Raw genomic sequence first — 22,783 nt, forward strand, 5'->3', positions numbered from 1 at the left:
ACTGTCAAAGACCGGCTAGTGTTCTCCAACCGGCCTCGTCAACAGTTTCAAGCCCCAGATCAGCTGCTTTCTTTGCTTTCGAGCCGGCCTTTTCCCCAAGAACTACCAGAGACGTCTTTTTGGACACACTATCTGTGACCTGAGCCCCAAGACGTTCGGCAATGGCCTTGGCTTCCGGGCGCGTCATGGTTGTCAGGGTGCCGGTGAACACGATGGTCTTGCCGGAAAGGTGGCCATCTGAAGGTGCGGCTTCTGCCTCAATCGTGTGCAGTTCAGCTCGCAGGTCATCCAGCGTGGCAACATTGTGCTCTTCGGAGAAGAAAGCGACCAGTTCATCCGCAATCGCGCCCCCAACGCCCATGATGGACCCGAGGGCTTCTCTTTCTTCCGTGCCGGTCTGCGCCGCAACCATGGCGTCACGCCAGTTTTCGAAAGTACCGTAATGGCGAGCCAGAAGCTGTGCGTTGCGCTCTCCGATGCGTCGGATACCCAAGCCGAAAATGAGACGGGCGAGGGAGATGGTTCGGCGTTCTTCAATGGCACGAAGCAGGTTTTCGACCGAAAGCTGACCCCAGCCATCCCGCTTCAACAGTGCATCCTGATGGTTTTTCAGGCGGAAAATATCCCCAGGCTTGAGAATGTAACCCGCAGCATGAAATTCCCGGATGCTCCGTTCGCCCAGCCCATCGATATCGAAAGCCGCACGGGACACCATATGGATCAGGCGTTCAACGACCTGTGCTTCACAGGTCAAGCCACCTGTGCATCGGCGTACGGCTTCTCCATGGACGCGTTCCGCCAGAGACCCGCAAACAGGGCAATGGTCCGGAAAAACATATTGTGGACCGCGCGGCTCATCACTCTCGACCACCCCTAATATCTGGGGAATGACGTCCCCGGCGCGTTGCAGACGCACCAGATCACCATCACGAACGTCTTTACGCTCAATCTCGTCTTCATTGTGCAGCGTCGCACGGGAGACGATCACGCCGCCCACATTGACCGGCTCAAGATGGGCGACGGGTGTAAGTGCGCCTGTTCGACCCACCTGAATTTCGATCTTGATCAGGCGTGTCATCGCCTGTTCAGCCGGAAATTTCCAGGCAATCGCCCAACGGGGGGCACGGCCTGCAAATCCTAGGCGATCCTGAAGGGAAAGATCGTTTAATTTGAAAACGATACCGTCGATATCGTAGTCCAGACCTGAACGTTCCCGCGCGAGCTTGTCCACGTAGGCAGGAATGTCCCGGGCGTGTTCAATCAGTTCTGACAATGGATTGACGGTGAAGCCCCAGTGACGAAGCGTCTCCAGATATCCCCAGTGTGTGTCGGTGACGGGTGAAGATGAGTACCCCTGGGCGTAGGCGAAGAGCGAAAGCGGTCGACTACGCGTGATCTCCGGATCGAGTTGCCGAAGAGAGCCAGCAGCGGCGTTGCGAGGATTGGCAAAAGGTTTGATGCCGCGTTTTTCCTGCTGCTCATTCAGCTCAAGGAAGTTCTTCTTTGACAGAAAAACTTCTCCCCGGATTTCCAAAACATCCGGGGCATCATTCGGGAGAGTGGCAGGAACATCGTTCAATGTCAGAAGGTTAGCGGTGACATCTTCCCCCTCGATCCCATTGCCGCGCGTGGTGCCACGAACGAATTTACCGTTTTCGTAGGTCAGGCTGATGGAGAGCCCATCAATCTTCGGCTCGGCAACAAATTGGAGGGCTTGAAGACCGTCTTCCGTCAGTCCCAGAAACCGGCCAACGCGAGAGACAAACCCGTCAAATCCTTCAGCGCCGAAAACGTTATCCAACGACAGCATCGGCACGAGGTGCCGGTGTTTGCCAAATGCGGAGTCAGGAATGGCCCCCACGCGTTCGCTGGCACCGCCTTCACGCTTCAGTTCCGGGTGAACCTCTTCAAGTTGCAGAAGTTCCTGACGCGCAGCGTCATACTCCGCGTCGGAAACTTCCGGATCATCTTTGCCATGATAAGCTTCGTCCCAGCGGGCAAGCAGGGCTTCAAGTTCGGCGTGACGATCGGCAGGAATCATGCGGTCTGTCCCAGGAGGCTGTCAGCGGCGCCGCGAGCCGCATCGGTAATAACGTCACCCGCCAGCATGCGCGCGATTTCCTCGCGTCGGGCTTCGCGGGAAAGGGGCTCGGCGAGCGTTTCAGTGCGCTCGTTGCGAATGCGCTTGGCAATGCGAAGGTGATGGTCCCCTCGGGCGGCAACCTGCGGACTATGGGTGACGACCAGAACCTGAACGTCCTGTGCCACCTTGTGCAGGCGGTCGCCGATCGAAGAGGCTGTCGCCCCGCCAACCCCAGAATCCACTTCGTCAAAGACCAGAGTTCCAATGTCGGAACGCTGGGCCAGCACAACCTTAAGGGCCAGCATCAGGCGGGACAGTTCGCCGCCTGATGCCACCTTCGCAAGTGGGCCAGGTGCCTGGCCGGGGTTGGCGGCGATCAGGAAGGAAGACTGTTCCATCCCCCGACTGTTCCACTGTTCCGGCGCTAAAGGTAATAACGAGACAATGAAGCGGGCACGCTCCAGCTTGACCGGCTTCAGTTCGCGCGTGACGGCCTGCTCCAGCTTCTGCGCAGACTGTTTGCGGGCTTCCGAAAGCTGCCGGGCCGCATCTTCATAAGCCAGTCGGGCTTCGGTTAGAGCTGTTTCCAACCGCGCCAGCTCAGCATTGCCAGAATCAAGAGCTGCAAGACGGGCTTTCAAGGATGCGAGAAAAGACGGTAGCTCCGCGACAGCGACATTATGTTTGCGGGCTTCGGCGCGAAGCGCGAAAAGCCGCTCTTCAGTCTCTTCCAGAAGGCGAGGGTCACCTTCCGTATCGGCCGCAAGGCGTGTGAGAAGCATTTCGGCATCTGCCAAAGCCTCCTCGGCTTTTTCCAGAGCGTCCAGAGCTTCCTGCGCCTGTCCCTGATGCGCGGAAGACTCGTTCTCGGCATCGGTAGTGGAGGGAAGAAGGCGCACGAGAGCCCGGCTTGCCGAGCGTAATGCCGCAGCAGGACTGGAGGAGCGTCGATCACGCGGTGTGAGTTCTGCAAGAGCGGCCGCGACAGCTTCGCCGCGCTTTTCATCCTGCTGCAAGCTGACGCGCAGGGCAGCAAGATTGTCTTCCTCACCTTCTTGCGGAGCAAGAGTTGAGAGATCATCGACCGTCGCACGAAGCCATTCTTCCTCGCGCGCCGCAGCGTCCATATCGCTGCGTGCTTTTTTGAGTGCCGTGCGGGCGGCTGCCCATTGATGGAAAGCTGCCGATGTCTGAGCAAGCAGTGCGGGCTTTACGCCAAACGCGTCCAGAAGATCCAGATGCGTGCTCTGGTCCGCCAGCCCCATCTGTTCGTGCTGGCCCTGAATTTCCACAAGCTGGGATGCGATACGGCGCAGGAGCGTAATGCCAACGGGCTGGTCCGACACATAGGCACGGGAACGGCCGTCCTGCGTGACAATGCGACGTAGCACCAGAGGCTCCGACGGATCTTCCAGAGCAATGCCCTGTTCGCCCAGAAGGGTGAAAACCGGGTGCTTGAGTGGAACTTCAAAAATAGCCGCGACACTGGCCTGCGTTGCGCCAGACCGGATCAGGCCTGCATTGGCGCGATCGCCAAGGGCAAGGCCCAGACTATCCAGCAGAATGGATTTGCCCGCGCCGGTCTCGCCCGTCAAAACGGTGAGACCGGAGGCCAAGGCCAGATCGAGCTTTTCGATCAGAACCACGTCACGGATCGAGAGATGGGTCAGCATGACGGGAATGTTGTGTGGGGGGAGGCGTGTTTCAAACGCCTCACATCAGAATACGCTGTGCCAGGCGCGCGTAAAGAAGCCGCGCGGCTTGCTGGTTGGCTTCTGGGTGATGGGCTGTTTGAAATCATCAGACAGGAGTTTGCTGTCCCGCAGATTTGCATAGGCATAGCGGTACCACTGGCTGTCTGGATAGTTATAGCCGAGAACAGAGGCCGTCTGGCGCGCTTCATTTTTCAGGCCAAGGGCCAGATAGACTTCCACCAGACGTTCCAGAGCCTCAGCCACGTGATTTGTGGTCTGATAGTCCTGAACTACGCGCTGATAGCGGGTCATCGCGGCTTCATAATTACGCTGCTGCTGATACCAGCGGCCAACAAGCATTTCCTTGCCGGCCAGATGGTCACGGCAGAGATCGATCTTGAGCTGTGCATCGCGCGCGTAAGACGTCTGGGGGAAGCGGGTAATCACTTCTTCCAGAGCATTCAGAGCTTCGACCGTTCCCTGCTGATCACGCTGCACGTCAGCAATCTGCTCATAGTAGCAGAGCGCGCGCAGGTAGAAGGCATAGGCTGCATCCGGACTGGTCGGATGCAGTTGCAGGTAACGCTCAAGCTGCTGCACGGAAAGAGCATACTCACCCTGCAGATAATAGGCGTACCCTTCCATCAGCTCAGCGTTTCCGGTGAAACCGGAATACGGATAATTCTGCTGAAGAAGCTCGAATTCGCCACCCGCCAGTTCGTAACGGCCGGACCGCAGGGCGTCGATACCGTAATTATAGAGCGTCTCTGCATCCGCCGTCTTGGGAATGACAGGCTTCTCATGCTTGTGAGAAAACAGTGAACAGCCCGACAGAAGCAGGAGCCCACTGACGGCCGTAGCCTTCAGGATCAGACCCCGCCCGCTGGAGGACACTTCAAAATGACGTTGAGTGCTGCTTGGCATACCTGCTCTTCCCGTGAAGCCCGTCTTATATCACGGGAATGCGGCGGCGAAAGACCCGCCAGTCATCCTCATGCCGCAACGCGTGTGCGTCGGCTGTTCCGAACGGGTGCAACATCGCCTTCCGGCTCAAAACGCCAGTTGCGACGATCCGAGAAAACAGCGTGAAGAAGCTCGTTGTTGATCTTGTGTCCGGACTTGTGACCAATAAAGCCAGCCTTCAGACGGTGACCGCAGCAATAAAGGTCCCCGATGGCGTCCAGAAGCTTGTGGCGGGCAAATTCCCGCTCAATTTTCAGGCCTGCGGGGTTAAGGATATTATCCCCGTCCACAACAACGGCGTTGTCCAGAGAGCCGCCGCGCGCAAGGCCAATGCTCTGGAGATATTCAATATCTTTGCGGTTTACGAAGGTTCTGCAGAACGAAACTTCTTCGAGAAAGCGCTGCGGATCAAGCTGCATGGCATAACGCTGGTTACCAATTGCAGCAGCTTCGAAATTCAATGAAATAGCAAGCGAAAGCCCACGTTGTGCGGGGCGGAGTTCGGCAAAAGCGCCGTTGTCACCTTCCGCACGGATATTGCGGAGAATTTCGATGATTCGACGTGGCTTCTCAAGAACGGCTGTTCCGGCACAGCGGATCAAAAAAGCAAACGCATCCGCCGAGCCGTCAAGAACCGGAAGCTCTGGCCCGCTGACGCGAATCAGGGCGTTATCGATTTCCAGCGCGTGCAAAGCGGCCATGAGATGCTCGATGGTCGCGACCCGCAGAGACGGGTCATTTTCACAGGCAACAACAGTGGAAAGCTTCGTATCAATGATCCGGTCATAACGGGCCGGAAAAGAAGGTGAATCTGGATAGTCACTTCTCTGGAAACGGATTCCGGTATCGGCCTCGGCCGGAAGCATTTCGAGATCAACATTGATGCCGCTGTGCAGAGCAATGCCACGGCATGAAATCGGCGAAGAGAGAGTTGTTTGCAGGGTCTTCAAATGGGGGCGCCCGGAGTAGGGAGGTGCCTGATTGGCGTCAGACACGCTGGAAAGGATCTGTCGGATCTGGTGATCCGCTGATGCAGACTTTCCGTGATGCGCTGGCTTGGCCTGCATGAAACCCCCGATGATTTGGACTGGTGTAATAAAACCCAGTCATCGGTTCAGTTCCACTCAATGATTGTTGCCGGATATTACCCGGCCTCTCCCGCGAGGCAGGTCATCGCGGGAGAACCATAACGCTGTCAGCGGCGCAGATAGGTTGGGATATCGAGCGTCGAATCGTCCGTTCCGTCAGTGGGTGCCTGATTGTGGCGAGGGTCCTGAGACCCATGCTGATCGGAAGGGTAAGCCTCACGTGAGTGCGGCTCCGACCGCGGGGCCGGCTGCGTAGGCTGCTGAGGCGCCGGGCGGCTGCGGAAAGCACCTGTCATCAGGCCAAAGAGGCTGCGGGGCGCCTCAGGTGCTGGATTCCGAGGCGGTTCAGAAAATAGTCCAGCGCGCGGAGAGCGCTGGGACATATCTTCTTGAGGCGCTGGGGCGTGCTGCTGTGGAGCAACATGTGGCGGCGGTGCAACCGGGCTTTCAGCTGCAGGCGCAGGCTGCGGCTGCTGGGGCTGAGCGTTTGGGTCCAGGCTGAAGTTCGGGCGAGGCGGCCCACCAGCATAGGTTGAACCTGGCTGGAAGTTCTGCGGCGTCTGCCGTGGCTGGGACGTATTCTCACGCGGAGCAGAGGCGGTAGATGCCTGCTGCACCGGGGGCGGTGCGGAGGTCGTTTCCGTGCCCTGCGGTCCATTTTTGGACTGGGTATCAATGCCGGTGGCAACAACAGATACGCGGATCCGGCCATTCATGTTTTCATCAATGAGCGCACCAAAGATGATGTTGGCCTCTTCAGCCACTTCCTCACGGATACGATCCGCCGCAGCGTTCACTTCATAAAGTGTAAGATCTTCACCGCCCGTGATGTTGATCAACAGGCCGCGAGCCCCTGCCATGGAAGCATCTTCAAGCAGCGGATTGGAAATGGCGCGCTCGGCAGCAGCAACAGCACGGTCTTCGCCGTCTTCCTCGCTGCTGGCTTCGCCCGTTCCCATCATGGCCTTGCCCATCTCTTCCATCACGGCCTTGACGTCCGCAAAGTCGAGATTGATGAGACCAGGAGAGACCATCAGGTCCGTGATGCCACGAACGCCCATGTTCAGAACGTTGTCAGCCATTTTGAAGGCTTCACGGAACGTCGTGTTCTGATTGGCCGAATTGAACAGATTCTGGTTCGGGATGACGATCAGAGTGTCAACGTGCTTCTGAAGTTCGGCAATGCCGGACTCAGCAGCAAGCGTACGACGGCGGCCTTCGAAATTGAACGGTTTGGAGACAACACCAACTGTCAGAACGCCTCGTTCCCGCGCCATGCGTGCGATGACAGGCGCCGCACCCGTTCCTGTGCCACCACCCATACCGGCCGTGATGAAGACCAGATTTGCCCCTTCGAGCTGGCGCTCAATTTCCTGTGCAGCTTCTTCGGCGGCTTCACGGCCAATCTCCGGCTTGGCACCAGCACCAAGGCCGCGCGTCAGATGCGGACCAAGCTGGACACGGCGCTCAGCCTTGGAGTGGGCAAGCTGCTGCGCATCCGTATTGGCTACAACGAACTCAACACCCTTGAGCTCCGAATCGATCATGTTGTTTACGGCATTCGTGCCGCCACCGCCTACGCCGACGACAGTAATGCGGGGGGCCAGTTCAACGTGAGAGTTCGGGGTCGGGGTAAGGTTCAAAGTCATGATCAGGTCCGGAACTGCGAGGAGGCAAAGTAAAAAAGGGCGTTAGTTCTGTTTAGCTCATCCACGATCGCGGATGAAGCCCACGAAACGCTTCAGAAGGCCGCCAGATCGGGGTTCGGGAGCAGAAATGTCTCCAAAATCCCGATCAGCGCCCGCTGCCCAGGCCAGAAGCCCCGCAGCGGTGGAAAAACCGGCCGAAGCTGCAGCAGTCTCCGGCAGGCCATGAACGTTCAGCGGTTTGCCCATGCGAACCGGCCGAGCGAGAATACGTGTGGCGACAGGAACAATGCCTTCCATAAGGGAAGCACCGCCCGTCAGAACGACACGCCCGTTGGCGAGCCGACCCAGGCCGGCATTGTCCAGAGCATGGCGCACAAGTTCAAGCGTCTCTTCAACGCGAGGCTGAATAACGGAGATCACTTTAGAGCGCGGAATACGGGCCAGACGGTCCCGTCCTTCCCCAATCAAGGGAACAGAGAGAATTTCGCGCTGGTCGTCAGAGCCAAGTTGTGCGGCACCATACATGGTTTTCAGGCGCTCTGCCGTTTCCAGAGACGTGGAAAGTACGCCAGCAATATCGCGCGTGACATGCAACCCACCGACCGGGATTTGCGCCGTATGGATCAGCTTGCCTTCACAGAATACGGCCAGAGACGTTGTGCCGCCTCCCATTTCAACAACAGTGACACCCAGATCGCGCTCTTCGTCTGCCAACACAGAGACACCGGATGCAAATGGACTTGAGACCAAACCATCCAGCTTCAGTTCTGAATGCTGGAGAACCGTATCCAGCGTGCGCAGGGCACTGGAATTCATATCCACAACATGCAGCTTTGTAGCAAGCTGCTCACACTGATGCCCGCGCGGATCTGCAATACCCGGCATCGAGTCAACGACATAACCGATCGGAAGCGTATGAATAACGTCGCGCCCTTCGGACCACGCCCGTGCCTGGCCATCCGCAATGAGACGCTGCACATCGCCGTCCGTAACTTCCCGGCCACCAATTGGCAGATGCGCATCAATCAAGCGACTTCGGGGATGGCCGCAGGACAGATTGACAACGAGCGAGTCCATGCGTCGCTCGGCTGCTTCTTCGGCCTGTCCAACAGTTGCACGGATCGCGGCTTCAGCTTCACGGATATCGACAATAGATCCAGATCGAATGCCGTGTGAACGACGCCAGCCATAGCCTAGCACCTGAATGGATCCGTCGGGCTCGCCCTTCCCAATCAGGCACGTCATTTTGGTTGTGCCGATATCCAGCGCGCCAAAAACGCCATTTCGCCACACACGCGGCTTGGACGTTTCCTCAGGCGGTAGCGGCAGAATCTCCCGTGGTGTTCGGTTCAGCGCAACATCACGCTCCCCGCCCACCGGAATCAGAGACCGGCCCCGCAGACCGCGCCGGCGACGGAAGGCCGGAAGATCGGACGTTGGTGTGAGATCGGTCATGGCTGTTGTGTCGTCTGGTTACTGTCAGAAGGAGGGGCGGATGTGTCGGACTTGGCGGCCTCAGGTTTGGCCGAAGCAGCGTTTGCCGCATCAGGTGGCGGAGAAGGAGCGGGAGTTTGATGAATGACCATCCTGTCGGGCAGTCGCATGTCAATCGACACGACGGGCCGGTCCAATAACTGCATGGTGCCCTGATACCGGGCCAAACGGGCAAAGGCCGCTGCTTCCTCGCCTTCTGGCAGGAGCACAGTTGTTCCGTCTTTCAAAGTGACGTTCCAGCGGCGGTTACCCACGCGGACCAAGGCTGTAACGCGCGATTTTACATCAGGCTGCTTCGCCAGCGCGTCGATCACGCTGGACGCAGCCATATTGGCTCCGTCACCGACAACCAGCGGAAGTTGAAGGAAAGCCTGCGCATTCTTGCCCGTCAGTCCCTGATCCGGAACCTCTTCGCCTGCTCGGTTGATCAGGGTGAAATGGCCATGGGTCTGCCAGACAGCGACGGGCGTCCGTTCCGTTAGATTGATGATGACCGTGTCTGGCATACGACGCTCGACCGTGGCGTGATCGACGAACGGCAGTTCATCAATCCGCTTGCGGGCGGCCTCAACGGAAAAACCAAAAATCGGCCGACCAAGACTTGTTCCCAATGCCTCGTAAATCGACTCTTCACTCGTCATGCCCCGACCATTGATGACGACATGACGGATGGGCAACGGCTCCATTGCGACAAGTTTTTCGCGCAACGGCGCGAAGCGCTCTTCAGAGGCTGCATCGTAAAGAAGGCGCGCTCCCATCATGCCTATTCCCCCGACCACCAGCAGCACAATTCCGGGCCGGATCAGACGTCGTTGACGACGCCAGAACAGCTTTGCCCGTGATGGCCGATCTTCATACGGCGGTATGGCCGCCGGGCGGTTGGCCCGGAAAGACGGATCACGGTGGAAATCGGGTTCCTGAGGGCGACCGTCCCTGCGCATCAGCGGTTCAGTGCCTCCCGAACCATCCAGTCACACAGGTCTGGATAGGAAATACCACAATAGGCAGCCTGTTCCGGCAAAAGGGATGTTGGGGTCATGCCTGGCTGTGTGTTGACTTCCAGAATGATGAGCGTGTCAGTCTCGTCATCGTAGCGGAAGTCTGTCCGGCTGGCCCCGGCGCAGCCGAGTGTCTGATGAGCGCGCAGAGCGTAATCAAGCGCACGTTTTGTGACATCCGCAGGCAGGTCAGCGGGCACAACGTGACATGAGCCACCAGCTTTGTACTTTGCCTCGAAATCGTAAAATGCAGCGGTTTCGGCTGGCAGGATATCGGTCACGGCAAGTGCGTGATCCCCCATGACACCCGCTGTCAGCTCACGTCCGGGAATAAAGCTTTCAACAAGGGCTTCCTTGCCAAAACGCCATGCCCGCGCGATTTCGGCGCGGCGGTTGTCTCCTGCACGGATGATCTCAACGCCAACGGAAGACCCTTCCGCGACCGGCTTGATCACATATGGGACGGGAAGGGGGTCAGCCTCTGCCAGTTCGGCAACCGTGACGACGCGACCTTCTGCAACCGGTAGGCCAGCTGCGGCAAGAAGGATACGCGTAGCCCCCTTATCCATCGCGACAGCGGACGCCCGGATGCCAGAATGCGTATAGGGCAGGTTTAGCCATTCCAGAACGCCCTGAATGGCCCCGTCTTCACCTTTGGGGCCATGCAACGCGTTGAAAACAACGTCCGGAGCAGCAGCCTTCAGGGCCTGAATCGTGACAGCAATATCGGACCCGACGTCCACAGGCGTAACATCATGGCCTTTCTCGCGCAGGGCAGAGATGGCGGCCTCGCCGCTGACAAGGCTGACAGGTCGCTCGCTGGACGTACCGCCATAAAGAACTGCGACCTTCATACCGTCTTCTCTCCCGTATTCCTGCGACCAATGCGTCTGATTTCCCAGTGCAGGTCAATACCGCTTTGATCCAGAACTTTTCTGCGAACGGTCTCACCAAGTGTTTCAAGCTGTTCGCTTGTCGCTTCGCCGAGGTTGAGCAGGAAATTGCAGTGTTTCTCACTGACCTGCGCACCGCCAAGCATCATCCCGCGACAGCCTGCTTCATCGACCAGCGCCCAGGCCTTATGACCTTCCGGATTGCGGAATGTCGATCCACCCGTACGGGCGCGCACGGGCTGAGAGGCTTCACGAGAGGCCCGGATTTCCGCAAGGCGTTCACGAATGGCCTCTGGGTTGTCAGGCGTACCACGCAGGCGGGCACGGATAACAATCGCCCCGTCTGGCAATTCGGAATGGCGGTAATCGAAACACAGCTCTTCGCAGGACAGGCGGCGCAGTTCACCATCAGCCGTCAGGATTTCGGCCCAGTCGAGAACAGCTTTGATATCGGAGCCATAGGCACCAGCATTCATGCGCACCGCACCGCCGATGGACCCCGGAATCCCAACAAGAAATTCCAACCCTGCCAGTCCAGCCGCAGCACTGTGTTCGGCCACCGTGACATCCAGAGCCGCCGCTCCCGCGATGATGCCGTCCGCTTCGACCTGAATATCCGAAAAGCCACGGGCCAGACGTACGACGACGCCCTCGATGCCACCATCACGGATAATGACGTTCGAACAAGCCCCGAGAACGGTCAGCGGCAGATCGGTTGGGCGGTTACGCAGAAGATCGGCGAGATCTTCCACATCTTCCGGAACGAACAGCCAGTCCGCAGGGCCACCAGTCCGGAACCACGCGCGTGCACCCAGAGGCGCATTGGCTGTCAGGCGTCCGCGCAGTCCGCTGACAGGGAAAGCGTCGTTCATACCGCGCTTTCCGCTGTTGGCTTCTTGGCGTTCAGGGCTTCAAGATCATGCGGGAGTGTCTGAGCCCATTGTGTGATTGTACCCGCGCCAAGGCAGACAACATAATCACCCGGCTTGGCGATGGCGTTGATCATTTCCGGGAGAAGCTCGGGAGAAGGCAGCGGGACAACGGATCGGTGGCCACGATCACGCAGTCCCTCAACCAGAGCATCCCGATCTGCGTCTTCAATCGGGCTTTCCCCGGCGGCATAGACATCTGCTACGATCACGGTATCCGCATCATTCATGCAGGTGCAGAATTCGCCAAACAGCCCTTTGAGGCGAGAATAACGATGAGGCTGCACAACAGCGATGACGTTCTTCGCGCCGGCCTGACGGGCAGCTTTCAGAACAGCCGCGATTTCAACCGGATGATGGCCGTAATCATCAATGATCGCCACGCCATTGTATTCGCCAGTGCGGGTAAAGCGACGCTTCACACCCTTGAAGGACGCTAGGCCAGACGCGATCACGGAATCACTGATTTCCATTTCCAGCGCCACGGCAATAGCGGCCAGCGAGTTCAGAACGTTATGGTGTCCCAGCATCGGCAGGCGGAAAGGTCCAGCCCGACGCGTCCGGTTATGGGCACGGTTCGTCACCACAACCTCGAATGTCGCACCGCGCTTGTCCATCACAACCTTTTCGGCGCGGACATCGGCCTGCGGGCTGAAGCCATAAGTGATGATGCGATGGTCAGACAGGCGTGGAATCATCTGCTGAACCTGCGGGTGATCAACGCACAGGACTGCAAAACCATAGAACGGAATGTTGGAGACGAACTGGTCATAGCCCGCCTGCATGGCTTCTTCCGTCCCCCAGTGATCGAGATGCTCGGGGTCCATGTTCGTGATGACGGCAATAACGGCCGGAAGGCGCAGGAAAGACCCGTCGCTTTCGTCTGCTTCCACGACCATCCAGTCTCCGGAGCCCATGCGGGTGTTGGTACCGTAAGCCTCAATGATGCCACCGTTGATGACGGTCGGGTCCAGCTTGGCATGTTCCAGAACACAGGCTACGAGGCTCGTCGTCGTCGTCTTGCCGTGTGTGCCGCCAATGGCGACGGACCAGCGCAGACGCATCAGCTCTGCCAGCATTTCGGCGCGACGCACGACCGGGATCAGCTTTGCACGGGCTGCAACAACTTCCGGGTTGTCTTTCTTGACAGCCGTGGACGTCACAACAACCTGAGCATCGCCCAGATTGGCGGCATCATGCCCGATATGGATCTGGATGCCCGCCTGACGAAGACGCTGCACATTCGCGCTTTCCGCAATATCCGAACCCTGAACCCGGTAGCCCAGCATATGCAGAACTTCCGCAATGCCGGACATTCCGATACCGCCGATACCGACGAAATGAATGGTTCCGATGTTCAGGGGCAGGGCGCGCATGGGGCAGGTACTCTTGAGGTAATAGGACAAAAGAAAAAGATCAGGACTTGAGGCCTGATTCGATGAGGTCGGCTACCTTTGCGGCAGCATGAGGGCGAGCAAAATGTCGAGCGGCTTCCGCAGCGGCGGCGAGACGGTCTGGATGTGTCAGCAGATCGGCGACCAGGGCCGTAACGGCGGCGGATGTAAAGTCCGGCTGGCGGATCATCCACGCTGCACCTGCATCCTGAAGCGCCTTGCCATTGGCACCCTGCTCGTCCGAGGCTGCAATAGGCAGCGGGACCAGAATGGACGGCAGACCCGCCATGGCCAGTTCGGCTACAGAAGAGCCGCCTGCACGGCCGATCACCAGATGAGCGGATTTCAGACGGTCCGGCACGTCGTTGAAGAAGGGCTCGACGTCAACATCAATGCCCGCTTCTTCGTAGATGGCGCGAACACGGTCTGTGTCTTCGGCGCGAACCTGCTGTGTCACATGCAGGCGTGTGCGAAACCCGAACGGCAAAGCCGCCAAAGCTTGCGGAACAACATCCGAAAACACGCGCGCACCAAGAGACCCGCCCCAGACAAGAATGCGAACGGTTTCAGTTGGCGCTGCATAGGTCTGGCCAAAAAGCGCTTCAATTCCCGCCCGAACGGGCATGCCCGTCAAGGTCACGTGAGAACCCTGCGGCAGGCGGGCCACATTCTCATAGGATGTGGCAATCAGCGGAGAAAACCGGGACAGGAACGCATTGGCCTGACCCAGAACAGCATTGCCTTCATGGATGACCATCTCCGGCCGACTGGCTTTCGGCAACATCCGGGATGCTAGCAGAGGCGGAATGGACGGATACCCCCCGAAACCAACAACAGCTGCCGCATCCAGCGTCTTCAGGATCTTGCGGGCTTCCAGCATCCCGCGCAGCAGAGCCGTCACACCACGCAGTTTGCCGCCAATGCCCTTGCCCGCCACGCCAGCACCGTCCAGCACATATTGCGGGCGATCCTTGAACAGACCCGTCTCACGGCGTCCATGTCGGGCATCCGTCATGAGAACAAGATCATGACCACGTTCCGCCAGGACTGTTGCAACAGCTTCAGCGGGGAAGAAGTGTCCTCCCGTTCCGCCAGCAGCAATGACAATCGGGCGTTTCATGGTGTGTGTCTTTCAAGCAGGGAACCGGGGGTGTAAGGCGTCGCGACGCGCTGGGCAATCCTGCCGGGACCAACGTGATGGCGCGTCAAGGCCAGAACCATGCCCATTGTCATTGCCACAGACATGGCCGAGCTGCCGCCATAAGAAATGAACGGCAGCGTCATGCCTTTCGTCGGAATGAGATGGAGCGTTGATCCCATATTGACGAAGGCCTGCAACCCGAAACCGGTGACCAGACCTGCGGCAGAGACGATCACAAACGGGTCTTCCTCCCGCATCAGCTTCAGCAATGTGCGAAGAACGATAATCCCGAAAACAATGATGATTCCAAAGCACAGCAGCAGCCCGTACTCTTCGCCCGCAACGGCGAACACGAAGTCAGCGTGAGCATCAGGCAGCAGGTCCTTGACGCACCCTTCGCCCGGGCCACGGCCCAGAAGACCACCATTGCCGAAAGCGCGCAGAGCTGTGTCGATCTGATAGTGATCGCCGACATCCGGATGCAGGAAGCGCTCAACACGGGACCGAACGTGCGGGAACATGACAAACGCCATACCAAATGCGCCAACCATGCCCGCAACGCAGAGGCCGACCCAGTACAGGCGCAGGCCATCCACGAAAAGCTGCGTCATGAAAACCATCGTGATGACGGACAACATGCCGATGTCAGGCTGGGATTTCAGAAGCGCCAGAATGACGCCGAAGCACGCAAAGGCGAGAAGCATGCCGGGAAAAGCAATATTTCCGCGTAGCACAACGGTTCGGCGTGCAGACAGAAGCCATCCTGTCACCACAGCAAAACAGGGCTTGAGAAACTCGGAAGGCTGCACCGACATCATGGGCAAGGCAATCCAGCGCCGGGCGCCCTTGATCTCCATGCCATGAACAAGTGTCATGGCCGTAGCAGCGAGGGCGATGATCCCCCCGATGAAGGCCAGCTTCTTGACGCCTTCACGGGACAGGTAAGAGACCCCCAGCACGATCACTCCAGCGAGCGTCAGGAAGATGACCTGCTTGAGAATGAACATGTTGCGGGAGGCGCCGATACGTGACGCCACGGCTGGACTTGCCGCGAGCATCAGAACGTAGCCCAGGCCAATCAGGATGCCGACGCAGGCGAGCGTGACCCGGTCGGTATTGCGCCACCAGCGGGCGACAGCCGATGAATCGACACGGGAGGTACCCGCCATGACCGTCACCCTTCCTGTTCTGTTGTGAGCATTTCGCCCGAATGGCCTGATTTCACAATATTATCGCAAATCTGGAGAAAGTGTGACCCACGATCCTCAAAACTGCGAAACTGATCAAAACTTGCACAGGATGGCGAGAGCAGAACGGTTTTCACGCCTTCCGCCAAAGCCGCTTCGAACGCCGCGGGGACGGCGAGATCCAACGTTTCGCTCACCGTGAAAGGCACGTCATGAGCCTTGAGTGTTTCTGCCAGAATGCCCGCATCCCGACCGATCAGGAACGCCTGCGCAATCCGGTCAAACCACGGGACCAACATGTCGATGCCGCCTGCCTTGGCTGTTCCGCCTGCAATCCACATGACTCGATCATAAGACCCGAGCGCTTTGGACGCAGCTTCTGCGTTGGTGGCCTTGCTGTCATTGATGAAAGCTACACCATCGCGTTCGGCGATTTTCTGAAGTCTGTGTTCGAGGCCGGGGAAGGACGCTAGCCCCTTGCGGACCGCGTCGTCATTCAGTCCAAGATGGCGCGCCATAGCCCAGGCTGCAGAAACGTTCTGAAGATTATGTCGGCCCGGAAGAGCATCCCCCACAAATTCAGGTACCGCCTCAGGGTCGAGGAACGTGACTGGTACGCCTTGTGCTGTAAGCTCCTCAGCGATTTTCTGGCACCAGGGATCATCCTGCCCGATGGCAGCCAGATCATCTGACGTCATATTGTCAAAGACATGGGCTTTGGCGGCGGCGTACCCATCCATATCGCCATGACGATCCAGGTGATCAGGCGTGATGTTCAGCAGGCAAGCTGTTGAGGCATGGAAACTGTCGAGCCGTTCCAGCATGTAGGACGACATCTCGATGACATAGACGCCCTGATCAGGAAGCAGGGGAAGGGCGAGGGAGGCCGTTCCCAGATTGCCACCCGCTGCGCAAGGCACTCCGGCGGACTGGAGCAGATGGGCCAAAAGGGCCGTTGTTGTGGATTTTCCGTTCGTACCGGTTATGGCGGCAAAACGTGCTTGTGAGCCGGCTTTTCTGACTGCGCGATAGAGCAACTCTGCATCGGACAGGATCTGAATATTTTGCGCGCGCGCCAGTTCGGCAACGGGGTGCGGGGTCGGAAGAATATGAGGAATACCCGGTGACAGCACGAGGGCTGTCATACCCGACAGATCCGTCAGAGGAGCGAGCGTCAGGCGGTCATGAGGTGGAAGGACAGGGTTGCGATCATCCCACGCCTGAGCCTCGGCCCCCATCCCCAGAAGCGCATCAACCACGGCTGCACCGTTACGGCCGAGACCGCAGACGGCGTATCGCTCACCTGCAAGAAGATCTGTCGGAAATCCGTTCATCTCAGTTTCAGCGTGGCCAGACCACACAGCCCCAGAACAATGGAGACAATCCAGAACCGTACGACGATCTTCGGCTCCTGCCAGCCCTTCTTTTCGAAGTGATGATGCAGCGGAGCCATCAGGAACACACGTCGTCCGGTGCGTTTGTACCAGAACACCTGAATGACGACGGACAGCGTCTCCGCCACGAACAGGCCACCAACGATGCACAGAACAAGCTCATGCTTGACGGCGACGGCAATGGCGCCCAGCGCTCCGCCAAGTGAAAGGGAGCCTGTATCGCCCATGAAAACGGCTGCTGGAGGCGCATTGAACCATAGGAAGCCAAGCCCGGCGCCAATCAGTGCGGCACAGAAAACCGCTAGTTCGCCAGTGCCTGGAACCGGATGAAGCTGGAGGTAATCCGCAAAGACGTGGTTGCCAACCAGATAGGCGATCAGCGCAAAAACCAGTGCAGCGATCACAACGGGAACGATGGCGAGCCCATCCAGACCATCCGTGAAGTTCACGGCATTGCCGAAACCCGTAATCGTAATCATGGCAAAGAGCGGGAAGGCATAACCCAGCGGCAGAAGGATATCCTTCACAAAGGGAAAGGCTACGGCGTTGCGAATTTCCGGTGGCGTCAGATGCTGGAGCCAGATGCCAGCAATCAGGGACGCCGCAAATTCACAGCCCAACCGCATCCGCTTTGAAACGCCCTGTGTGTTGCGCTTGGAAAGTTTCAGGTAATCGTCCGCAAACCCGACTGCTCCGAAAGCCGCAGTCGTCAGCATGACTGCCCAGACGAAACCGTTTGTCAGATCTGCCCAGAGAAGTGTGGCTGAAAACAGGGCAATCAGGATCAACATCCCGCCCATAGTCGGCGTGCCCGCCTTTTCCAGAATATGACGTTCAGGGCCAAGTGCCCGGATAGGCTGGCCTTCGCGCTGGATCCGCTTGAGTTGCGCGATGAACGGATTGCCGAGCGCAAGCGAGATCACCAGTGCCGTCAGGCAGGCACATCCGGAACGGAATGTCAGATAATGGAAAAGGTTGAAGAAGCCCCCATGCGACGAGGCATGTGAGGCAACAAGATTGAAGAGCATCAGGCAGAAACCGGGTTGGAAGCGTTATCGAGAGCGGCGATGACATCGCGCATCCGGCTACCCAGGCTGCCTTTGACAAGCAGAAGATCGCCGGGCCGGAGGGCGTTGAGAAGGAGAGGGGCGAGCGAACGTGAGTCCGGTGCGTAAGCGCCGCGGAGAGCTTCAGGCAGAGCGTCGTAAAGGGCGTGCATATGCTCGCCACAGCAGAAAGCAATCGCGTTCGCAGCCACCACAGCATCTGCCAGAGAGCGATGCTCGGCATCCGCAAACGCACCAAGCTCGCGGATATCGCCTAAAGCAGCGATGCGGCGCTTTGCGGGCAGCAGGGCAAGTGTTTCCAGCGTCGAGCGGATACTGGTCGTGGAGGCATTGTAGCTCTCATCAAGCAACTGAACACCATTGAGCACTGCACGCATCTGACCGCGCCCGGCACCCGGAACAAAATCCGCAAGAGCATGAGACGCTTTGGAAACGTCCTCCCCAAGCGCATCAACGGCGCCCAGAGCTAGTGCCGCATTCCGCGCAAGATGGCGACCCGGCGCATTTAGATGAACGCTTATGTCTCCAACGTCCGGAAGCGTCAGGACAAAGTCACTTCCATCTGCCGTGCAGACAAGACCTGTGAGCCGGATTTCCGAGGTTGCAGAAAGACCACTGTGCCAGAGCTTCGCATGGGCCGGGAGTGCCGCACGGAACAAATCCTGCCCGATCGCATCGTCGGGAACGATGGCCGTGCCATTCGCAGTCAAAGAACCAAAGAGCGTAGCCTTTTCGCGCGCGATTTCTTCCACACTTCCCATATGGCCGAGATGCGCCGTCCCAATCGTGGTGATGATCGCCACATCCGGATGCACTTGCGCGGCCAGAGGCGCAATTTCGCCGACATGGTTCATGCCAACTTCACTGACGCAGAACCGTGCGTCCCGTGGCAGACGGGCGAGCGTCAGAGGGACACCCCAGTGGTTGTTGTAGGACGCGACGGCCGCATGTGTTGGACCAAGAGCTGACAATGCCGTACGCAACATGTCTTTCGTGGTGGTCTTCCCCACACTTCCCGTAACGGCAATGACCTTTCCGTCAAAACGGTCACGCGCGTAACGCCCCAGGGCCTCAAGACCCCTCATCGTATCCGCGACGATCAGCAGGCGAGGATCTGTCGAACCCTGCGTGTCATGAACCATGACGCATGCAGCGCCGGCTTCCAGGGCCTGAGCAATGTGTCCATGGCCATCGCTGGTTTCGCCTTTGAGGGCAATAAACAGATCGCCGGGCTTCAGGGTGCGTGTATCGATAGAAATACCCGTCGCGCTGACATCGGCTGCAAGCGTGCCCTGTGTAGCGTCACGAAGTTCTTGACTGGTCCAGAGAATGCTCATGCGGCACCTGCCAGTTCACGGATCACGCTGCGATCATCAAACGGAAGAACCGTCTGGCCAACAATCTGCCCCTGTTCATGACCTTTGCCCGCGACGACCAGAATGTCACCGGGCTTAAGGGCCTCCAAACCGGCTGCAATCGCAGACCGGCGATCACCGATTTCCAGTGCATCCGGGCAGGCTGCATGAATGGCAGCGCGAATGCTCTGCGGTTCTTCCGTGCGTGGATTATCGTCTGTGACAATCGCCACATCGGCCATGCGGGCCGCAACTTCGCCCATGAGCGGACGCTTGCCACGATCCCGATCGCCACCGGCCCCAAAGACCACGACCAGACGGCCTTCTGTATGCGGGCGAAGGCTTGCCAGAACGCGTTCCAGAGCATCAGGCGTATGGGCGTAATCTACATACGCTGCGGCACCATTGGACAGTTCAACGGCACGCTCGCAGCGTCCACGCACACCCGTTAACTGTGGGAGCAGATCCACAAGACCATGTGCGTCGTCTTCTGTCTGCCAGCACATCGCCGCAGCCAGCATCGCATTGTCGGCCTGGAACAGCCCTGGCAGACCAAGCGTCATTTCCGGCAAATCTTTGCCATAGAGAGAGAAGCGCACAATCTGGCCCGTCGGTGTTGGGCGTGTCTCCAGAAGACGGAGGGTCTGTCCCGTTTTGCCTGTCGTCCGAAGCGTCATGCCGCGTTGTGCTGCGATAGCGTGCAGTGCGTTCAACGTGTCCGCGTCCATGTCGGCATTAATGGCCGCAATCCCGTTGGCAGGCAGAAGATCTTCGAACAGACGCAGTTTTGCGGCCCGATAGGCCTCAAGAGTGCCGTGATAATCCAAATGGTCCCGCGTCAGGTTTGAGAACCCGGCGGCATTGAGCCTGACACCATCCAGCCGGTGCTGCTCCAGACCATGAGACGACGCTTCAAGGGCGACATGATCCACACCGTGCTGAGCCAGCGACGCCAGGGTGGCTGCCAGTGAGACCGGATCGGGTGTTGTCAATGAAGGCGGAGGCGGAACATCGACATTCGCAATCAGCCCCAGCGTGCCAAGGCTTGCAGCCTTGAGACCCTGAAGAGTCCAGATCTGACGCAGAAACTCAGCCGTGCTGCTCTTGCCGTTCGTTCCGGTGACTGCTGCGATGCAGGATGGCTGCGGGCCTGCAAGTGTTGCCGCCGTCAGTGCAAGCAGACGTTTGGCGTCAGGCGTCAATAGAACCGGGACGTCTGCTTCAGCGGGATGATCTGCAATGATAGCGACAGCACCATTTGCAATAGCCTGAGGAATAAACGCTGCTCCGTCCTGTTTCGCACCCCTTAGGGCGAAAAACAGTGTGCCTGGTCGAACCTGTCTGCTGTCTGCTGTCACAGTCAGAATTTCAGGGTCGACGGAAGGCGACAGAACGGAACCATTCTGCCGGAGAAGTTCAGAGAGACGCATGGGCAGGCTCAGTGCTGTGTCTTGGGAGAATGCGCCTGATTGCGCGGATCACCGGGATCATTTCCGGGACCGAGGGCACGATAGCCCGCTGGCACAGACGGATTCATGGGAATGGCGAGAGACGCTTCAATCGCGTCTTTGTTGGCCGTGTCCGGGAACTGGTTCAGAATTGGCCCAACACGTGAGATGATTTTTTTCACGGTCGGCGCGGCGTTCCATGCGGCTGTGGTCCAGCCATGGGTCGCGGCGGTTCCCTGCGGGCTGTCGAGCATGACATAGACCGCATAATGCGGGTTGTTCATCGGGAAGACGCTGGTGAAGGCCGAAACGTTGACGTGCTTCAAATAGCCGCCATGGGCACCGATCTTTTCCGCCGTACCTGTCTTGCCGCCAACATAGTAACCCGGAACTTCAGCCGACTTGCCGCTTCCAAGTGTGACGTCGAGACGAAGCAGTTTGCGAAGCAATGCAGAGGTCTTCTCTGACAGAACCCGTGTTCCCACCGGGGTCTGTGCGCCAATGTCATCGCCATTATCCGTCTCATCCGGTTTGTAGGCGACGGGACGCACTTTGGCTTCTGGAGTTTGCGCCTCATCCTGCTGGTCGCGCGCTACAAGTGTCGGCTTGAGAAGGATACCGCCATTCACGGTCGCTGCGGTTCCGCGGACAATGGCCAGAGGCGGTTCGGCAACACCATGACCAAAGCCGACAGTCATGACGGTTGAAATACCCCAGTTCTTTGATGCGGGCACAAGGGGGCGCCCGGCTTCGGGCAGTTCGACCGGAACACGATTGAAAAAGCCCATGTTGCGCAGCCAGTCCTGCTGGCGTTGAGCACCGACATCCAGAGCGATATGGGCCGCAGCCGGGTTTGACGAGTATGCCAGAACGCCGGGCAGAGACAGCCAGGGCGCAAAATGATCGGTCTTCATGTCACGGATGGTGAAGCGTCCGACCCGGATGGGAATGGTCGAGAAACGATCCCAGATATGTACAACGCCAAGCTGGAGACCCATGGCAGCGGTCTGAAGCTTGAATGTCGAGCCCGGCTCGTACATGCCCGTCACAGCACGGTTAAAACGGGCATCATTCGGTGCATGGTTGAAGTCGTTGGCGTCATAGTCAGGCAGGCTGACCATGGCGAGGATCTCGCCGGTCCGAACATCCATGACAATCGCTGAGGCACCAATAGCCGAGAACTCGTCCTTGGCAGCCGCAAGTTCATCATGTGCAACGGCTTGAACACGAACATCAAGAGACAGCCGAAGCGGCGTACGGTCCGAATTCAGGCGTTGATCGAAAAAGCGTTCGACGCCAGCAATGCCATGGTCGTCAATATCTACGCTTCCCATGATCTGGGCAGCGGTCCGGCCAAGAGGATAGTGACGGCGCTCGCCAGCCTCAAAATAGATGCCAGGAATACCAAGATTGTTGATCGCGATTTCCTGCACCGGAGAAATATCGCGGGCAATGTAGACGAACTGCTTTTTCAGTGAGAGGCGACGGACTGTTTCCGCCTCATCCAGTTTCGGCAGAACGGTTTTCAGCTTCTTCGTCGCATCCTCCGGATCAATCAGCTCCATCGGATTGGCATAGACCTGCGCCACGGGAAGGGAGAGAGCCAGAGCCTGGCCGTTTCGATCCGTGATGGTTGCACGCTTGACGGATGGCAGAACGAAATCGCCAGCCATCTCACCGCGCGGATCACTCTTGGGAATTTCCGGAACCTGAGGGGCGATCTGGCGCTTTTCCGGCTCCATGGGCATCAGGACGGTTGCAAAGGTCGCCTTAAGAGCGACAGCACCATAGATCGCAAGAAACCCCATGCCAGCCACCAGAAGGCGGCCATGCATCTGGTCAAGGTTCAGACGACGGGATGAAGGCTTTGGTCCCGTTGCCTGCGAGCCGCGCTGCTCCGCCCGTTTTTTCTGGCGCGCTGCGCGACGCGAACCTGATGGGGGTGGCACGTCCTGAGGCATCGTGCGGCGTTGCGTCCTATGTAAGGTGCTCGCCCGAAGCTATCC

The 22,783-nt window shown here is 58.4% G+C and carries 17 protein-coding genes; all 17 read right to left on the reverse strand.

The annotated features are described in order from the left end of the window. Positions 1–4: 4 nt before the first annotated feature. Positions 5–2,041 (reverse strand): NAD-dependent DNA ligase LigA, encoded by a 2,037-nt coding sequence (gene ligA, locus GFR01_RS11040; protein WP_099182532.1) that lies wholly within the window; start codon positions 2,039–2,041, stop codon positions 5–7. After that, positions 2,038–3,756: a DNA repair protein RecN gene (gene recN / locus GFR01_RS11045; RefSeq protein WP_099182533.1), complete on the reverse strand. Its 1,719-nt coding sequence runs from the start codon at positions 3,754–3,756 to the stop codon at positions 2,038–2,040. The genes ligA and recN overlap by 4 nt, the downstream gene beginning before the upstream one ends. Before the next feature lie 45 nt (positions 3,757–3,801). Next, a complete protein-coding gene (locus tag GFR01_RS11050) occupies positions 3,802–4,701 on the reverse strand; it encodes an outer membrane protein assembly factor BamD (protein WP_099182534.1) in 900 nt (299 codons plus the stop codon). Positions 4,702–4,769: 68 nt separating this feature from the next. Then, positions 4,770–5,807: a UDP-3-O-acyl-N-acetylglucosamine deacetylase gene (gene lpxC / locus GFR01_RS11055; RefSeq protein WP_099182535.1), complete on the reverse strand. Its 1,038-nt coding sequence runs from the start codon at positions 5,805–5,807 to the stop codon at positions 4,770–4,772. Positions 5,808–5,935: 128 nt separating this feature from the next. Then, a complete protein-coding gene (gene ftsZ, locus GFR01_RS11060; protein WP_099182536.1) occupies positions 5,936–7,477 on the reverse strand; it encodes a cell division protein FtsZ in 1,542 nt (513 codons plus the stop codon). A 57-nt stretch (positions 7,478–7,534) separates the two neighbouring features. Further along, positions 7,535–8,932 (reverse strand): cell division protein FtsA, encoded by a 1,398-nt coding sequence (gene ftsA / locus GFR01_RS11065; RefSeq protein WP_063905583.1) that lies wholly within the window; start codon positions 8,930–8,932, stop codon positions 7,535–7,537. After that, positions 8,929–9,912, reverse strand: a complete 984-nt coding sequence (locus GFR01_RS11070) for a cell division protein FtsQ/DivIB (RefSeq protein WP_099182537.1) — start codon at positions 9,910–9,912, stop codon at positions 8,929–8,931. Before GFR01_RS11070 ends, ftsA begins: the two co-directional genes overlap by 4 nt. Further along, positions 9,912–10,823 (reverse strand): D-alanine--D-alanine ligase, encoded by a 912-nt coding sequence (locus tag GFR01_RS11075; protein WP_099182538.1) that lies wholly within the window; start codon positions 10,821–10,823, stop codon positions 9,912–9,914. Before GFR01_RS11075 ends, GFR01_RS11070 begins: the two co-directional genes overlap by 1 nt. After that, complete coding sequence (gene murB / locus GFR01_RS11080) at positions 10,820–11,734, reverse strand: UDP-N-acetylmuramate dehydrogenase (protein WP_099182539.1); 915 nt, start codon at positions 11,732–11,734, stop codon at positions 10,820–10,822. The genes GFR01_RS11075 and murB overlap by 4 nt, the downstream gene beginning before the upstream one ends. Further along, positions 11,731–13,167 (reverse strand): UDP-N-acetylmuramate--L-alanine ligase, encoded by a 1,437-nt coding sequence (murC, locus tag GFR01_RS11085; RefSeq protein WP_063905587.1) that lies wholly within the window; start codon positions 13,165–13,167, stop codon positions 11,731–11,733. The genes murB and murC overlap by 4 nt, the downstream gene beginning before the upstream one ends. Before the next feature lie 40 nt (positions 13,168–13,207). Beyond that, complete coding sequence (gene murG / locus GFR01_RS11090) at positions 13,208–14,305, reverse strand: undecaprenyldiphospho-muramoylpentapeptide beta-N-acetylglucosaminyltransferase (RefSeq protein ID WP_099182540.1); 1,098 nt, start codon at positions 14,303–14,305, stop codon at positions 13,208–13,210. Beyond that, positions 14,302–15,495, reverse strand: a complete 1,194-nt coding sequence (locus tag GFR01_RS11095; protein ID WP_099182541.1) for an FtsW/RodA/SpoVE family cell cycle protein — start codon at positions 15,493–15,495, stop codon at positions 14,302–14,304. Before GFR01_RS11095 ends, murG begins: the two co-directional genes overlap by 4 nt. Before the next feature lie 5 nt (positions 15,496–15,500). Next, complete coding sequence (gene murD, locus GFR01_RS11100) at positions 15,501–16,847, reverse strand: UDP-N-acetylmuramoyl-L-alanine--D-glutamate ligase (protein ID WP_099182542.1); 1,347 nt, start codon at positions 16,845–16,847, stop codon at positions 15,501–15,503. Further along, positions 16,844–17,935, reverse strand: a complete 1,092-nt coding sequence (gene mraY / locus GFR01_RS11105; protein WP_007283537.1) for a phospho-N-acetylmuramoyl-pentapeptide-transferase — start codon at positions 17,933–17,935, stop codon at positions 16,844–16,846. Before mraY ends, murD begins: the two co-directional genes overlap by 4 nt. Next, on the reverse strand, positions 17,935–19,311 hold the full coding sequence (locus tag GFR01_RS11110) for a UDP-N-acetylmuramoyl-tripeptide--D-alanyl-D-alanine ligase (protein WP_099182543.1): 1,377 nt from the start codon (positions 19,309–19,311) through the stop codon (positions 17,935–17,937). Before GFR01_RS11110 ends, mraY begins: the two co-directional genes overlap by 1 nt. Further along, positions 19,308–20,759: a UDP-N-acetylmuramoyl-L-alanyl-D-glutamate--2,6-diaminopimelate ligase gene (locus tag GFR01_RS11115; protein WP_099182544.1), complete on the reverse strand. Its 1,452-nt coding sequence runs from the start codon at positions 20,757–20,759 to the stop codon at positions 19,308–19,310. The genes GFR01_RS11110 and GFR01_RS11115 overlap by 4 nt, the downstream gene beginning before the upstream one ends. Before the next feature lie 8 nt (positions 20,760–20,767). Continuing rightward, the gene (locus tag GFR01_RS11120) at positions 20,768–22,738 is read right to left on the reverse strand and encodes a peptidoglycan D,D-transpeptidase FtsI family protein (RefSeq protein ID WP_099182545.1); all 1,971 of its coding nucleotides are present in this window, start codon (positions 22,736–22,738) and stop codon (positions 20,768–20,770) included. Positions 22,739–22,783: the final 45 nt, after the last annotated feature.

It is taken from the genome of Gluconobacter frateurii, assembly GCF_002723955.1.
Taxonomy (GTDB): domain Bacteria; phylum Pseudomonadota; class Alphaproteobacteria; order Acetobacterales; family Acetobacteraceae; genus Gluconobacter; species Gluconobacter frateurii.